Annotated in this window: 14 protein-coding genes and 1 pseudogene; 7 read left to right on the top strand and 8 right to left on the bottom strand. The window is 71.6% G+C overall.

Annotation, left to right across the window (positions count from 1 at the left end; translation table 11 throughout):
- Positions 1–66: 66 nt before the first annotated feature.
- From ACLIN4_RS34235 to ACLIN4_RS34225, 3 genes are read right to left on the bottom strand one after another with little or no spacing between them, the layout of a single operon-like run.
- A complete protein-coding gene (locus tag ACLIN4_RS34235) occupies positions 67–876 on the bottom strand; it encodes an ABC transporter ATP-binding protein (protein ID WP_411576541.1) in 810 nt (269 codons plus the stop codon).
- Entirely contained in the window at positions 873–1,730 is an 858-nt protein-coding gene (locus ACLIN4_RS34230) for an ABC transporter permease (RefSeq protein WP_381912101.1), read from the bottom strand. The genes ACLIN4_RS34235 and ACLIN4_RS34230 overlap by 4 nt, the downstream gene beginning before the upstream one ends.
- The gene (locus ACLIN4_RS34225) at positions 1,717–2,982 is read right to left on the bottom strand and encodes an ROK family transcriptional regulator (RefSeq protein WP_381912099.1); all 1,266 of its coding nucleotides are present in this window, start codon (positions 2,980–2,982) and stop codon (positions 1,717–1,719) included. Before ACLIN4_RS34225 ends, ACLIN4_RS34230 begins: the two co-directional genes overlap by 14 nt.
- A 238-nt stretch (positions 2,983–3,220) precedes the next feature.
- On the opposite strand from ACLIN4_RS34225, the gene ACLIN4_RS34220 reads away from it, so the two are divergent.
- From ACLIN4_RS34220 to ACLIN4_RS34200, 5 genes and pseudogenes are all read left to right on the top strand, one after another.
- Complete coding sequence (locus ACLIN4_RS34220; protein WP_411576540.1) at positions 3,221–4,576, top strand: family 43 glycosylhydrolase; 1,356 nt, start codon at positions 3,221–3,223, stop codon at positions 4,574–4,576.
- A 274-nt stretch (positions 4,577–4,850) separates the two neighbouring features.
- Positions 4,851–5,313, top strand: a pseudogene (locus tag ACLIN4_RS34215) (pyridoxamine 5'-phosphate oxidase family protein).
- Between the two features lie 317 nt (positions 5,314–5,630).
- Positions 5,631–6,404, top strand: coding sequence for an SDR family oxidoreductase (locus tag ACLIN4_RS34210; RefSeq protein ID WP_107476052.1), 774 nt, complete (start codon positions 5,631–5,633; stop codon positions 6,402–6,404).
- Between the two features lie 29 nt (positions 6,405–6,433).
- Positions 6,434–6,754, top strand: coding sequence for a nuclear transport factor 2 family protein (locus ACLIN4_RS34205; protein WP_411576539.1), 321 nt, complete (start codon positions 6,434–6,436; stop codon positions 6,752–6,754).
- A gap of 46 nt (positions 6,755–6,800) precedes the next feature.
- Positions 6,801–7,634 (top strand): MerR family transcriptional regulator, encoded by an 834-nt coding sequence (locus ACLIN4_RS34200; RefSeq protein ID WP_381912095.1) that lies wholly within the window; start codon positions 6,801–6,803, stop codon positions 7,632–7,634.
- A 131-nt stretch (positions 7,635–7,765) separates the two neighbouring features.
- On the opposite strand, the gene ACLIN4_RS34195 is transcribed toward ACLIN4_RS34200, so the two are convergent.
- Positions 7,766–8,680 (bottom strand): SDR family NAD(P)-dependent oxidoreductase, encoded by a 915-nt coding sequence (locus ACLIN4_RS34195; RefSeq protein WP_107476055.1) that lies wholly within the window; start codon positions 8,678–8,680, stop codon positions 7,766–7,768.
- 148 nt (positions 8,681–8,828) lie between these two features.
- On the opposite strand from ACLIN4_RS34195, the gene ACLIN4_RS34190 reads away from it, so the two are divergent.
- On the top strand, positions 8,829–9,698 hold the full coding sequence (locus ACLIN4_RS34190; protein WP_107476056.1) for a helix-turn-helix transcriptional regulator: 870 nt from the start codon (positions 8,829–8,831) through the stop codon (positions 9,696–9,698).
- Positions 9,699–10,141: 443 nt separating this feature from the next.
- The gene (locus tag ACLIN4_RS34185) at positions 10,142–10,675 is read left to right on the top strand and encodes an EF-hand domain-containing protein (RefSeq protein ID WP_107476057.1); all 534 of its coding nucleotides are present in this window, start codon (positions 10,142–10,144) and stop codon (positions 10,673–10,675) included.
- 89 nt (positions 10,676–10,764) lie between these two features.
- On the opposite strand, the gene ACLIN4_RS34180 is transcribed toward ACLIN4_RS34185, so the two are convergent.
- The 4 genes from ACLIN4_RS34180 to ACLIN4_RS34165 form a co-directional block, all read right to left on the bottom strand.
- Positions 10,765–11,670 (bottom strand): class I SAM-dependent methyltransferase, encoded by a 906-nt coding sequence (locus tag ACLIN4_RS34180; protein WP_107476058.1) that lies wholly within the window; start codon positions 11,668–11,670, stop codon positions 10,765–10,767.
- Between the two features lie 81 nt (positions 11,671–11,751).
- The gene (locus tag ACLIN4_RS34175) at positions 11,752–12,858 is read right to left on the bottom strand and encodes an NAD(P)-dependent alcohol dehydrogenase (protein WP_290013553.1); all 1,107 of its coding nucleotides are present in this window, start codon (positions 12,856–12,858) and stop codon (positions 11,752–11,754) included.
- Positions 12,859–12,860: 2 nt separating this feature from the next.
- On the bottom strand, positions 12,861–14,264 hold the full coding sequence (locus tag ACLIN4_RS34170) for an aldehyde dehydrogenase family protein (RefSeq protein ID WP_411576538.1): 1,404 nt from the start codon (positions 14,262–14,264) through the stop codon (positions 12,861–12,863).
- 8 nt (positions 14,265–14,272) lie between these two features.
- Positions 14,273–15,028 (bottom strand): (5-formylfuran-3-yl)methyl phosphate synthase, encoded by a 756-nt coding sequence (locus ACLIN4_RS34165; RefSeq protein WP_107476059.1) that lies wholly within the window; start codon positions 15,026–15,028, stop codon positions 14,273–14,275.
- Positions 15,029–15,299 lie beyond the last annotated feature (271 nt).

The raw sequence follows: 15,299 nt of genomic DNA, 5'->3' as shown, positions 1-15,299 counted from the left end.
GTCGTTTCCGGAGCAGGCAGTCGTTTCCGGGGCAGGCAGACGTCGCGGGTAGGCAGACGTCGCGGGTCAGGTGGTCGCGGAGCCGGCGGCCGCGGGCGCGGTGCGGCCTTCCTGGTGGTAGACGGAGTGCCACACGCGGTTGCGCAGTGCGGCGAACTCGGCGCTGAGGCGGAACGACTCGTCGCGGCGCACGGCGGGGTCGACCTCGATGACGTCGTAGACGCGCCCGGGGCGGGCCGCCATGACGATCACGCGATTGGCGAGGAACACGGCCTCGTCCACGTCGTGCGTGATGAACAGGACGGTGCGTCTGTCCTGGCTCCACGTCCGCAGCAGCTGCTCCTGGAGGGTGACCCGGGTCAGGGCGTCGAGGGCGCCGAAGGGTTCGTCCATGAGGAGGATGGAGGGGTCGACGGCGTAGGCGCGGGCGATGGCGCACCGTTGGCGCATGCCGCCGGAAAGGGTCTTGGGGAGCGCGTCGGCGAAGCGTTCGAGGCCGACCAGTTCGATGAAGTGCTCCGCCCTGCCGCGTCGTTCGGCCTTCGGGACACCTGTGGTCCGCAGTCCGAACTCGACGTTCTGCCGCACGGTCAGCCAGGGGAAGAGGGCGTACTGCTGGAAGATCACCCCTCGTTCCGGTCCCGGCCCGGACACGGGTGCGCCGTCCACCAGGACGCGGCCCGCCGTAGGAGTGGCCAGTCCGGCGAGGATGTTCATGAGGGTGCTCTTGCCGCAGCCCGAGGGGCCGACGACGGTGACGAACTCGTGCTCGGCGATGTCGAGGGAGACCTCGTCGAGCGCGGTGATGGTCTCGCCGCCCAGGGCGAACGTCTTGGTGACGCCCTGGACGGATATCTTGGCGGGCTTGCTGGTCATCGGCGTTCCTGCCATCCGGTGAGCTTGCGTTCCGCGAGGAGCAGGATCCGGTCCATGAGCAGGCCGAGGATCCCGATCGAGATCAGGCCGACGAAGATGGTCGGCAGGTCGTAGTAGAGCTGGGCGCTCTGCATGCGGTAGCCGAGGCCCTGCTGGGCGGCGATGAGTTCGGCGGCGACCAGGGTGGCCCAGGCCGAGCCGAGACCGACGCGCATGCCGACGAGGATGAAGGGGGTGGAGGCGGGCACCACCACGCGGGCGAAGATGGCCGCGTCCTTGGCTCCCAGGACACGGGCCGCATCGATCAGTGTGCGGTCGACGTTCACCACGCCCTGGAAGGTGGAGATCACACACGCGAGGAACGCGGCGAGGAAGATGACGAAGATCTTCGGCGTCTCGTCGATGCCCATGACGACCACGGCCAGCGGGATGATCGCCAGCGGTGGGACCGTGCGGAAGAACTGGATCCACGGTTCCATCAGACCGCGGGCGACGCCGTACCAGCCCATGAGGAAGCCGACCGGTACGGCCGCGGCCGTACCGAGGGCGAAGCCGATGAGGACGCGGGTCAGGCTGGCGACGACGTCCTCGCCGAGCGTCCCGTTCTCGATCAGCGTTCCCGCCCGGGAGACCACCTCGGGCGGTGTCGGCAGTTTGAAGCCTGCGGCCGCCAGGGCCCACCACAGCGTGATCCCGAGGGTGACGGAGACGGTGTTGAGGAGGAGGGGGAGGCCGCGCCGGCCGGCCCGCCGGGGTTCCGCCGGGGCCTTCGAGCCGTCCGGGCCGCCGGCGTCGTCCGAGGCCGGGTCTGTCTGCTCGGACGCTGCGGCGCCCTGCTTGTCAAGGACGGACATGGGCGGCTCCTTCGGTGGTGGTGTCGCGGGCGGCGGTGCCGCCCTTGACGTCGGCGGTCTCCGGGTACCGGGCCAGGAGGGGGGAGTTGTGGAAGACGGCGGCGAGGGCGCCCAGGGCACCGTCGTCGTCCGAGAGCCGTGCCGCCTCGACGGCGGGACCGGCCGGCGCGGTCGGGAAGAGATCGGCGGCGAGCGTGGCGGCGACCTGCTCGACGATGACGGGGGCCAGTTGGGTGATCTCGCCGCCGATGACGACCTTCGAGGGGTTGAGGGTCATCGTCGCGGCCCCCACGACGCGGCCGAGTGCACCGGCCGCCTCGCGCAGCACCCGGTCGGCGACGGGATGGGCCCGGGCCACGGCGTCCGCCAGGTCCCCCAGGTTCTCCAGGGGCAGACCGAACTCCCAGCAGGTCGCGAGGATCGCGGGGACGGAGGCGACCGTCTCCAGACAGCCGCGTTTGCCGCACCGGCACGGCCGGCCCGCCGGTTCGACGGTCACGTGTCCGAGTTCGCCGGCCAGACCCGACGAGCCGGTCACCAGGTGCCCGCCGACGACCAGCCCGCCCCCGACACCGTCCGACAGGCGTACGTACACGAGGTCGGCGACGCTGTCGGCGCCGCTGATGGCCTCCGCGAGGGCCGCCAGGCGTGTGTTGTTGTCGACGATCACCGGGGCGTCGAAGCGTTCGGCGAAAGCGACGTCTACGCCCTCGGGGGCGGGGCGGAGCACCGTGCCGAGCGGTGAGGTGCGAGGACGGGCCGTTCCCTCCGGCGCCGGGTAGGGTCCCGGCACACCGATGCCGATGCCCTGGAGGGCTCCGTAGTGGACCCCTGCCTCGGCGGTCAGCCGTTCCACCAGCGCGAGTGCGAGTTCGGTCCGCTCCTGCCAGGGCGTGGTGTCCTCGTAGCGGGTCGCGCCGGAGGCCATGATCTCGTGCGAGGCGTCGGCGACGGCGACGTGGACGCGCCGATGTCCGAAGTCGACGCCCATGAACTGGGCCGACGCCGGGTCGAGCGCCAGCCGTTCGGCCGGTCGGCCGCTGCCTTCGCGCCGAGACGCGTCCGTGTCCACGACGACGATGGCGCCTCGCTGCAAGAGGTTCCCCGTGATCTCGGAGAGGGTCGTGCGGGACAGGCCCACGACCCGGGCGATCTCACCGCGGCTCATGGCGCCGTTCTCCTGCAGCGCGCGCAGGACACGTTCCTCATGGGTTCGCCTGACCAGTGCGTGCACTCCGCTGGGCATCTGCATGCCGGTCAAGGTAGGGAGGCCGAGTTATTCCGTCAACACCCCGACAGAAAGCCGAAACGACTTGTTCATAAGCGCAGGTGGCCACAATCCTTTGCCAGCACGCCTCACCTGATTATTTGTTCGGGGTGTTGACGTAAATGTGTGGCCGTTCGCATGCTGTGCGCCATACCCCCGTCCCGCGGCTCGCCTTGAGCCGCGCCCTGAGGGTCCCGGCGGGGACGACGAAGGAGAACGCGTGATGGCCGATGCCCAGCACCGTGTGCGCCGACGTTCCTTGCTGGCCGGTGCCGCCGGCGTGGGGGCGGCAGCCGCCCTTCCGACGACGCCCGCCCACGCCGCCGAACCGGCACCGGAAGGCGCCGCGTCGGTGACGTCACCCGCCGCTTCCGCTCCGCGTCAGCCGGCCAACTGGCCCGACCCCGAGCCCTACGGTGTCGCGGACACCCGGCTGGACCTGTGGCCGCGGGAGGACAACTCCTTCGTCCTCCCGCTGCAACTGCGCCCCCGGGACGAAGAACTCGGCCGGGTGTGGATGCGGGACACCTACGTCAACTGCTTCGTCGTCGACGGCCGCCCCCTCTACGTGGCCACGGGCACCACCCGCGTGCCCGGGCTGGACGCGGCGGGCCCGTGGAACGACGGGATCTTCGTCTGGGTGTCGCCCTCGCTCGAAGGGCCCTGGGGACTCGCCGACACGACCGGGATCCGGCCGGACGCCGAGAAGGGCAAGGTGTGGTCGCCCGAGTTCGCCGGGGAGAACCGGCCCGGCCGAACGGTCGTCGCGCCCTGGCAGGAGTACTGGCACGACGACCGGTTCGGCAAGCGCGGCAACGCCTGGGCCCCGGAGCTGCACTACTTCAAGGGCCGCTGGTACATCGTCGCGTGCATGGGCGACCACTCCCGCAAGGTCGGCTCCTTCATGCTGGTCAGCGAGGGCGGCGTCGAGGGACCGTACCGGCTGATCGAGGGGAACCTGGAGAAGCCCTTCGGTGAATCGTTCATCGGGGGGCCGAGTTTCATAGAGCCCGGCGCCTACCACCACATCGACGGCGGCCTCTACAGCGAGGGGGACGACGCGTGGCTCGTCCTCCACAACGACCTCTACGCCAGGTTCCGGGACGACATGGAGGACATCGTCACGCCGACCGACCTTCCGAGGTTCCGGCAGACGCCCTACTCCCCCGAGCCGTACCTGGAGGGCGCGTACGTGTTCAAGTACAAGGGCAAGTACTACCTGGTCCACGCCGCGTGGGACCGCACGTCGGTCGATGCCTACGGAAGCACCCGCAACGCCTACGACCCGCCCGGGACGGGACGTGTGCAGTACCAGTACGACGCGATCGTCGCCGTCTCCGACCGCTTCGAGGGCCCCTACTCCGAGCGGTGGACCGCGGGCGTGGGAGCGGGACACAACAACTTCTTCGAGGACCACAGGGGCGGCCTGTGGGCGACGTTCTTCCGCAACCCGGCCCAGGGCCACTGGAAGCACCCGGAGCGCGTGGCCGATTCCGCCGTGCCCGGTGTCGTACGGCTGGAGTGGACCGGCCGGAGAGGTGGCCGCCTGTACGTGCGGCGCCGCGACGGGCGCCAGTGACCGGCATACGACTCCTTGAGCCGGTGGGGGACGAACGGCGCTCGTCGTCCCCCACCCATCGCCACGAGCAGCGATCGAAGGGGGGCCGAACAGACGCGTGCCCGCCGCCGAACGGTGGAGCGAGGCCGCCTGCCGTGTACTCGGGGAGGCTGGCTCCTTCCGTGCGGACGGGGAGCAGCACGCCGTCGGTGGTCCTCTGCGCGCGGCCGGTGCCCGGTGTACGGTCTCTCGGCGGCTCTGAAATTCCCGGGCGGGCATGGACGTTGGGCAGGTCATGACTCAGGGACCAGCACCTCGCCCACTGTCCGACGAAACCCTCTCCATCCTGCTGGGCAAGCAGCAGTTCGGCACGCTCGCCACCGTCAAGCGCAATGGCCACCCTCATCTGACCACCATGCTGTACAGCTGGGATCCCGAAGCCCGCTTGGTGCGGTTCTCGACGACCGCAGACCGGGTCAAGGTCGGGCACCTGCGGCGCAATCCGCGTGCGGCGCTGCATGTGCAAGGGGGCGACGTGTGGTCGTTCGCCGCCGCTGCAGGCGAGGCCGAGGTGTCCGAGAGTACGACCGTCCCCGGTGACGCCGTCGGGCAGGAACTGCTGGAGATGGTCCCGCGAGACGCGAAGCCGGAGGACGAAGGTCCCTTCCTGGAGCAACTCGTCGCCGACGCCGGGTGGTCTGGTCGTCCGGTTGAAGGTGGACCGCCTGTACGGCACGGCGCTCGACGTCGACGGCTGACGGCTGACGGCTGACGGCTGACGGGGCATCAGACGCGTGCTGGTCACCGCCACCGTGGAGGCCTGCGACCAGCACCGTCGCCTCGTGACGGACTGCGAGGTCGTCGCATCGCGTGACCTTGCCTGTCCGGCAAGGAACCTTGACGGCTCGCGCACCGGCGGGGCCGTTTGGTCAGTCGGTGGGATGGGTGCCGGGGGCGTGGCCGAAGGCGCGGCGGAAGAGGCCGGAGCGGCGCGCAGGATGTCGTGCAGCTCGCGAAGCCCCCCCCGTGGTCCGGGCTTGAGTCTCTCCCGGGGAGAGGGCCCAGGCTGACGGACATGAACAGCAACGATCTCGACGGACGCGTCGCCGTGGTGGCGGGCGGCAGCAAGGGTGCCGGACTGGCGACGGCGCGACGGCTGCGGCAGGCCGGGGCCAGGGTCGTCACCATCGCCCGCACCTCACCGGAGACGTCCGACGCCCTCTTCGTCCCCGCCGACCTGAGCACGTCCGAGGGCGTTCTCACGTCGTCCGCCGCCGTGACCGACCTCGTCGGCGTGCCGGACATCCTCGTGCACGTCGTGGGCGGATCCCACGCCCCGGCCGGTGGGTACACGGCTCTCGACGACGACCTGTGGGCACAGGAACTGGCGCTCAACCTCCTGCCCGCCGTCCGTCTCGACCGGGCGCTGGTCCCCGGCATGGTGACCCGCGGTTCGGGCGCGGTGGTGCACGTGACCTCCGTCCAGCGCCGGATGCCGCTGCACGACTCGACCCTGGCCTACGCCGCGGCCAAGAGCGCCCTGACCACGTACAGCAAGGGGCTCGCCAACGAGGTGGCGCCCGCGGGTGTCCGCGTCAACTCGGTCGCCCCCGGCTTCATCCGCACCGACGGCGCCGAAGGCCTTCTGGCACGCCGGATGAGTGAGGGCGGCATCACCCGCGAGGCCGCGCTCGGCGATCTGATGCGGGTGCTCGGCGGCATTCCGCTGGGACGACCCGCGGAGCCCGAGGAGGTGGCCGAGGTGATCGCCTTCCTGGTCTCGAACCGGGCGAGCGCGGTCACGGGTGCCGAGCACGTGGTCGACGGCGGCACGCTCCGCACGGTCTGAACCCCAACCAGCACGACAATGGAGGCACCATGCACGACACCCGTGGATTCGTCGAGGAGTACTTCGCCGCGGCGACCGGACCCGACCGCGAGCGCTACTTCGCGCTGTTCGAGGACGACGTCGTCGTACACGACGACGGACGCGGCGTCCAAGGACTCGCGGAAGTCCGCCGCTGGCGCGAGGAGACGCCGGACGTGCACTACGGCGTTCGCGAGGTCACCGGCACTCCCACCGTCCTCGAAGCAGTCGCGGAGGTCTCGGGTGACTTCCCCGGCAGCCCGGTCACCCTCCGCTTCGCCTTCGAACGCGACGCACAGGGCAAGATCACCACGCTGACCATCACACCCTGACCACCGGCACGGTCCCCGACCGGTCACCTGCGACGAGGAGAGCACCATGGCGGAACGACTGACGATCGGAGAGTTCTCCCGCATCACGCACCTGAGCATCCGCATGCTCCGCCGCTACCACGAGCAGGACCTGCTCGTCCCCGCCGAGGTCGACCCGGACACGGGCTACCGCTACTACTCCCCCGCCCAGGTCCGGCCGGCGCTGACCATCAGGCGCTTCCGCGACCTGGACCTCCCGCTGGCGGACCTGCGGCGCTTCCTGCGGGCCGAGTCCGCCGGCGGAACGGGCGACGACACCGCCCAACAGGTCGTCGTCGCGCACCTCCGCCGGCTGGAGGACCGGCTCGGCCGCACCCAGCGAGCCCTCCGAACACTTCGGGAACTCCTAGACCCGGGGACCGAGCGGACGGTGACGCTGGAGGAGCTCCCGCCCCAGCGGGTCCTGGCGGTGAGCCTCGACGTGCCGGAGGCGTCGGACCTCGGCTGGTACGACTCCGCGATGCGCGACCTGGACGCGGCAGCCGCGCAGCGCTCCGTCCATCCGCCGGGCGGCCGCTACGAGCACTCCCTCTTCACCGCAGGCCACGGCCGCGCCACCGTCTACCGGCCCTTCGACGCACCGCTGCCGCCGAGCGCACCGGACACCGTACGCGAGCTACACCTGCCCCGGCGGACCGCCGCCGTCGCCACCCATCGAGGCGAGCACGACGACATCGACCTCACCTACGCCGCGGTGGGCTCCTACGCCGCCGGCAACGCCCTGCGCTCACACGGTCTGGTCGAGGAGATCTACCTCGTGGGACCTCGCGACACCGACCAGTCCGACCAGTGGCGCACACTCGTGGCGTGGCTGATCGCCCCGACGATGACTGATCAGTGAGGTACGAGGTACTCACCACCGGCCCCGACAGTATGGACTCCTCGCAGGTGCGGGCTGCCCGACGTGGCCCGAAAGCGGGAGCGGCCAGTCCCCCAGCGTACTGCCGACCGCAGCGCACCCACCCTGGCTGCTCACGACGCGGTGAACCGTTCAGCGGCCTCCCAGAGTTCGGCTTCACGCCGCGGGTCGTAGGACTCGTCCGACGAGCGGTCCGCACGGCCGCGGTCGACGTAGGAGCCGGTCGGCGCCTGGGTCCTGCCGAGGACCACGTCGGCGAGGCAGCGGCCCGCCGTGTCGCGGCTGGTGGCGAACGGGGTGAGGGCCATCGCCGGCAGGATGCGCCGCATCGCGAACCGGGAGACGGGGTCCGCGTGGCGGGCGAGGCCGGTGCCGGGTACGAAGCCCGGGTTGTAGGCGACGGCGTCGATCCCGGCCGGCAGGCGGCGCGCGTACTCGTGCACGAGGTAGATGGCGGCCAGCTTGCTCGTCGAGTACGCGGTGCGCCCGGCTACCGCGGTGTCCGGCTCGGGGAAGGCGCGTGTGCGGGCGAGAACGTCCGGGGACTGCCAGGACGGGCCGGGCACCATGCCCATGTTGTGCTTGAAGTCGCCGAAGTGGGTGTCACTGGCGGTGATCACGATCCGGGCGGGAGCGGTGAAGCGGTCCTGGAGCACGCGGACGAACAGATGGTTGGCGAGCACGTTGACCGTGAAGGTGGACTCGAACCCGTCGGGTCCCTCGGTAAGCGCGTTCGTGTGCTGGATGCCCGCGTTGCCCACGAAGCCGCGCAGCGGCGGCAGATCACCGCCGTCCAGCCGGTCGCGGATACCGGTGGCGGCCGAGCGGACGCTCACCAGCGAGCCGAGGTCCGCCGAGACGTGCGAGACCGTGTTCCCGCCCTTGGCGAGTTCCGTGGCGAGCTGTGCGCCGGAGGAGCAGCGGGCGACGACGATGAGGTGCACGTCCGGCAACTGGCGCAGGATGTGCTCCGCGGCGACGCGGCCGATCCCGCGGCTCGCGCCCGTCATCACGATGGTGTGCTTCATGGAAGGCCCCTTCACTGGTCAGCCGATGTGGCCCGGCTCGGGCCCAGCCCCACGTTCGCCGCTCGTGCCATCGCCGGCCAGTGCCGTCCCCGTCACCAGGACCGGCAGTACCCAGGCTGACGTGTCGCCGCTCGGCGAGAATGAACCCATGGCTGCCTCCCGTTCCGATTTCGCCGCGCTCCTGCGCGCCTGGCGCGACCGTCTCTCCCCGGCCGACGCCGGTTTCACAGCGACGGACGGCCGCCGGGCCCCGGGGTTGCGCCGCGAGGAACTGGCGCAGTTGGCCGGGGTCTCCGTCGACTATGTCCTGCGCCTGGAACAGGGACGCGCGAAGAACCCCTCGGCCCAGGTCGTCGGCGCCCTCGCCCGGGCCCTTCAGCTCTCCCGCGCCGAGCGCGACCAGCTGTACCGAAGCGCCGGGCTCCTGCCGCCCCGGGACGGGACGGTCAGCACCCATGTGCCCCCAGGCATCCAACGGCTGGCCGCGCGGCTCGGCGACGTTCCGATCGGCGTGTTCACCGCCGACTGGACCCTTGTGTGGTGGAACGCCATGTGGAGCGCCCTGCACGGCGACCCCGCCGTCATCCCGACGGCCGAACGGAACCTGGCCCGCGCGCTCTTCGGCGACGGCGCCGCACACGCCTCGATGCTTCCCGTCCAGTCCGAGCGCGGACCGGACGCTTTCGAGGCGTCGGTCGTCGCCGACCTCAAGGACGCCGTGTCCCGCTACCCTGCGGACCGCCAGCTCGATCGACTCGTGCGGGAACTGCGGGAATGCTCCCCCGTCTTCGCTCATCACTGGGCCACGCGGACGACCGCCGCCCCGCACACGACTGACTGCAAGAGGATCCGGCATCCGAAGATCGGCGACATCCTGCTCGACTGCGACGTCCTCGTCGTTCCCGGGGCCGACCTGCGCATGGTCACCTACACGGCAGCGACCGGAAGCAGCGACGCGGGGAAACTGGACCTTCTTCGCGTCACGGGTGGCCACCGCAGCGCCACAGCGCTCATCTGACCGGCGGCCGCCGGACGGTTCGACGAGCAGACCGGGCGAACCCGACGGTGCGTCGGGCCACCGCCTACTGCTGAGCCGTCCGCTCGCCATGAGTGCGCCGCCCTCGGGGACGGTCAGGCCGACCAGCCATAAGGGTCCACGACGACTCCGGCTCGGCGCCGGATGCCGTGATCGGGTCGGCCCGGAGAGGCGGAGGTCGGATGGCGACGAACGGTCCGGTTGCGACAGCACAGGCATCCGACTTGTCGCAGACGGTCATCGGGCAGTCCTTGCACCACCAAAAGCGGAGCTCGGGAGCGTACGGACATTTATGGCTGTTCCATGGGACATGGCCGCTACGCGCATGGCGGCGGCAGGACGTTCGCGCCTTGCCCCGCTCGGTCACGTAGAGGCACTCATTGGGCAGGCCCGCGATCGTCGGGCCGCAGCAGACAGGTGATGGAATGCGAGACGAGGCCGCCAAGCGGGTCGAGCTGGTCTTCTCCCTCTTCGACGCCAACGGCAACGGAGTCATCGACTCCGACGACTTCGACCTGATGACCGACCGTGTCGTGGAGGCGGCAACCGCGTCGGACGACAGCGCCAAGGCCGCCATCCGGGCTGCGTTCCGCCGCTACTGGACGACACTGGCCGCCGTACTGGACGCCAACGGTGACGGCGTGATCACCGTGGACGAGTTCCGTCCGTTCGTGCTCGATCCCGAACGCTTCGGCCCCACCATCGCCGAGTTCGCTCAGGCGCTCTCCGCGCTCGGCGACCCCGACGGGGACGGACTGGTCGAGCGTCCCCTCTTCGTCTCGCTGATGAAGGCGATCGGATTCGAGGAGGCGAACATCCACTCATTGTTCGACGCCTTCGCTCCGGACGCCGCGGACCGCATCCCCGTGGCCACGTGGGCCGCCGGCATCGAGGACTACTACGCGCCGGACATGGCGGGGATCCCGGGCGACCACCTGGTGGGCACCCGGGCCGTCTGACGTCGCTCGTCCGGGGGCGTTTCCGAGCGGGGCCCGCGGCAGGCCCCGCTCTCCGGCGCGCGCGGACGCCGTCGCGAGCGCTGCGAACGTCAGGGCGCGGGCTTGCGCGCGAAGACCCACCGGTTCCCCTCCAGCGCGTCGTTCGGCTCGGGAAGGGGGCCACGTCCGTACCGGCGGGTGAAGTCGAAGGGCGTGTGCATCGAGGTGGACCAGCCCCTGGCCGTCAGGTCGCCGGCGGAGTCGGGTCGTGACCCCTTGTCGAAGAGGAGGAGGAGGTCGATGCCGATCTGCTCGCGCGTCGCCGTGTAGATCGCGCTGTCGCGGTACGCCAGCAGGTCCTTCTCCAACTTGGCCTCGAAGGCCAGCGCGCTGCCGCCGGTGGCCAGCCTGTCCACCGTGTCGACGAGGAACGACTCGGCGGGGCCCGGCAGGTAGAAGAGCAGTCCCTCGGCCAGCCAGACGCTGGGCGCGGTGGGGTCGAAGCCGACCCCGGTCAGCGCGCCGGCCCAGTCCGCGCGCAGATCGACCGGGACGGGGACGCGCTCCGCCTTCGGGGCGGCCGCCAGGTCCGTGAGCACTCGCTGTTTGAAGACCAGTACGCCCGCCCGGTCGATCTCGAAGACCGCGCACCCCGACGGCCAGTCGAGCCGGAAGGCACGGGTGTCCAACCCCGCGCCCAGCAGGACCACTTGCCGGGGACCCGTCCGGACCGACCGGAGCAGGAAGTCGTCGAGGACCCTGGTCCTCAGGCCGAAGTACCGGGCGAAGCGGCCCCACAGCGGGTTGCCGTCCCCGTCGGGGACCTGCTCGATGCGCACCGGCCAGTCCGCGCACGCCGGGGCGGCGCGCACGAAGTGTTCCGCGTAGACGTCCTCGGCCAAACTGTCGTCGCGGTGGGTCTCGATCGCCCGTGCGGCGGCGACCAGGAAGGCCGTCAGGCCCACACCCTCGTTCACACCTTCCGCGTCCATGTGCTGCGGCGCCGTGCCGGTCATGTCTCCTCCGTTAGCGGAAGTGGGGGCCGCGAGCTTCCTGCTCGTCGGATGCGGTGAGGACCGCGGTGCTGCGGACCGTGCTCACCGGCTCCTCGCCTGCGGGAGCAGGACGGGTTTGACCACGAGGCCCGCGTCGCAGTCGCGCTCGGCCTCGTTGACGTCGGCCAGCGGGTAGGTGCGGATGAGTCGGTCGAAGGGGAAACGTCCGGCCTGCCAGAGCCGGGTCAGCAGCGGTATCAGCAGACCGGGTACGGCATCCCCCTCGCAGATGTGGCGGATGCCGCGGCCACGGTCGAGCGTTCCCGGTTCGAGTGGCAGCGCGGTGTGGAGCCGTGCCACCAGGCCGATAGTGCCGGTGGGGCGCAGTGCGCGCAGCGCCTCGTTGATCAGTGGGGCGGAGGCGGTCGTGTCCAGCGCGTACTGCGCGCCACCGCCCGTGAGCCGCCGGATCTGCTCGGCCGGTGCGGACGTTCCGACGGGCAGCGGGAGCGCGCCGAACTGCTCGGCCAGCGCCAGGCGACGGGGGTGCCGGTCCACGGCCACGGACAGTGCGCCGGCGGCGGTGGCCGCCATCACCGCGGCCAGGCCCACGGCGCCCGCGCCGAGCACGACGACGGTGTCGCCCGGGCCGGCGGCGAAGGTGTTGAGCACGGCTCCGGCTCCGGTGAGGAAGCCGCAACCGAGCGGGCCGAGCAGTTCGACGGGCAGGGCGGGGTCGACCCGGACGGCATTACGGGCGGAGACGAGCGCGTACCCGGCGAAGGCGGACTGACCGAACCACCGGGGGGCCAGTGCCGCCCCGGACGCGTCGGTGAGCCGCGGCGCTTCCTCCGCACGGCCGCCGAAGAGGTTGAGGGAGGCGAAGGAATCGCAGTAGGCGGGGGCCGCCGCGCGGCAGTTGCGGCAGTGCCCGCAGGAGTCGAAGCTCAGCACCACGTGGTCACCGACGCCGATCGCGGTGTCCGAGCCGCCGCCCGTCCGCACCACGACCCCGGAGCCCTCGTGGCCGAGCACCACCGGCAGCGGGCTCCTGCCGGCCGAGCGCCGGACGGCGAGATCGGTCCGGCACATCCCGCAGCCGGCGATTTCGACCAGGATCTCGCCCTCGGCGGGCTCCGTCGCCAGATTCACCTCCTCGACCGTGAACGGACCCTCGTACGAGCGCAGTACGGCCGCCTGGAAGCTCACCGTCACTCCCCCTGCGGCCGGTGGACCACGAACGGGCGGAGGTTGCCGTACAGTCCCCACGGCCCGCCCGCGACACCGACGCCGCTGTCCTTGACGCCGGCGAAGGGCTGGGCGAGGGAGAGTTCGGCGTGGTGGTTGACCCAGGCAGTGCCGCATTCGAGCCGGTCGGCCACCGCTTCGGCCCGGTCGAGGTCGGTGCCCCACACGGAGCCTCCCAGTCCGAATCCCGTGCCGTTGGCCGCGTCGACGGCTTCGTCCAGGCTCCGGTACGGCAGCACCGGCAGCACCGGCCCGAACTGCTCCTCGGTCACCACCGGGCTGTCGGGCTGGACGCCGGTCAGGATCGTGGGGGCGAAGAAGTAGCCCGGCCCGTCGAGCCGGTGGCCGCCGGCCGCCGCCCGGGCGCCGTCCGCCAGAGCGTCCCGTGCGATCTGCTCGACCCGGGCCAACTGGGGGGCGTTGGAGACCGGTCCCAGCCGGGTGCCGGGGTCGAGGCCGGGCCCGACGGCGACGGCCTTGGCGCGCTCGGCGAGGGCTTCGACCACCTGGGCGTGGAGCCGGACCGGGGCGTAGACGCGCTTGACCGCCATGCAGACCTGCCCGCAGTTGCGGAAGGCGGCCCAGAACAGCCGGTCGGCGATCCGGTCCACGTCGACGTCGTCCAGCAGGACGGCGGCGTCGTTGCCGCCCAGTTCCAGGGTGACCCGGGCGAGCGAGGCCGCCGCCGCTCCGGCGACGGCCCGACCCGTGGGCACCGATCCGGTGAAGGTGACGTGGCGGATGCCGGGGTGGGTGACGAGGTGAGCGCCGAGCGGCTCGCGGCCGGTGACGACGGTCAGCACGTCCTCGGGCAGGGCGGTGGCGAGGACGGACCCGAGCAGCCGGGTGGCGAGCGGGGTGAAGGGGGACGGTTTGAGGACCATGGTGTTGCCCGCGGCGAGCGCGGGCGCGAACTTCGCCGCCGCGAGTTGGAGGGGGAAGTTCCACGGCACGATCGCAGCGACGGGTCCGAGCGGGCGCCAGCGGACCTCGCTGCGCACCGGCCGGCCGTCGGTGATGCGCCGGGTCCGGGGGGCCAGGCCGGCGAAGTAGCGCAGGCGGGCCGCCGTGCGGGCGACCTCCGCGTGCGACTCGGCCAGGGGCTTTCCCTGTTCCCGGGTGAGCAGCCGGGCGAGGTCGTCCCCGGCCGCCTCGACCGAGTCGGCGGCCGAGAGCAGCGCGCTGGTGCGGGCGTCGGGATCGGCGCGCCAGCCGTGCCAGGCCCGGCGGGCCCGGTCGACGACGGCGTCCAGCACATCCGGTCGCTGGTCGGGGGCCTCGTCGAAGACCGTTCCGGTGGCCGGATCGACGACCGTGAGACGAGAGGCCCGCTGTTCGGGGGCGTGGTCGGGTAAGGGGGTCGGCATACCGGCGGTCAGCTCGCCGCGGTGACGCCGGCCCGGTGGTCCCGGGCGTGCCGGTCCATCTCGGCCCGGAAGGCGGCCACCAGGTGCGGCCGGATGCGTCCGGCGTCGCGGTCGCCGCCCTCGCAGACCGCTCCGCGCACTCCGACGATGTCCGTGCCGATCCGGGTCAGCGGGCCGAGGTCGGTCTGCCTGACACTGCCCGCGAGGGCGGCGAGCAGGCCGGCGGCGTGGGTGCGGCGGACGAACTCGGCGCAGGTGTCCGGCGGAACGTGGTCGAACAGCCGCGTGCCGTCCTTGATCGCGGTGTCGAGCATCGCGGCGTCGGCGCCGGAGCGGGCGGCGATGTCGGGCAGGGCGAGCGGGTTGACGCAGCCGACCCGGTGGGCGTCCGCGTAGCCGGAGGCGACGACGAGCGCTTCGGGACGGTGGTCCTTCACCGCCCGGACCACCGCGCGCATGACCGCGATGCCCTGTTCGGGCGTCGTGCATCCGTAGAGACCGACCTTGATGTACGTGGCCCCCGAGACCACCGCGCCGAGCGCGGCCTGCGCCACGGTGCCGGGTTTGTACGGAACGTCCCCCACGGTGGCGGAGACCGGCTTGTCCGCCGGTACCGCGTCGCGGATCTCCCGGATGACCCACGGGAAGTTCGCGCCCAGGGACCCCTCGTCGGGCTTCTTGACGTCGACGATGTCGAGGTGTTCCGCCGCCTTCGCGCAATCGAGGGCTTCCTCGACACCGTCCGGAGAGATGAGAAGCAACACCGTGGACTCCTTCCGTCACCGGCCCCTGACCGAGCGGCAGGGGACCGCGGACCACCTGGCCCATGCGCGGTGTGCTCATCATTTCCGTCACCCAGCGGAGCCGGGAGGGCGCAAAGGGTATTCATCGGGTGCTCTCGCCCACTTCCGATGCGCCGTACATAACGGGACATAGCTTCTTCACTGAAGAGATCCAGCCACTGCGGCGCCGGGACGTCGGTGTTCCGTCGACGCGTCCGGATGCTCCACGAACCCCGGGTTGCATCGCCATAGA

Source organism: Streptomyces mutabilis (assembly GCF_046628145.1).
Lineage (GTDB): Bacteria > Actinomycetota > Actinomycetes > Streptomycetales > Streptomycetaceae > Streptomyces > Streptomyces mutabilis.
The sequence above is the reverse complement of the archived record's forward strand: the minus strand, read 5'-3'. Positions and strand labels throughout refer to the sequence as shown.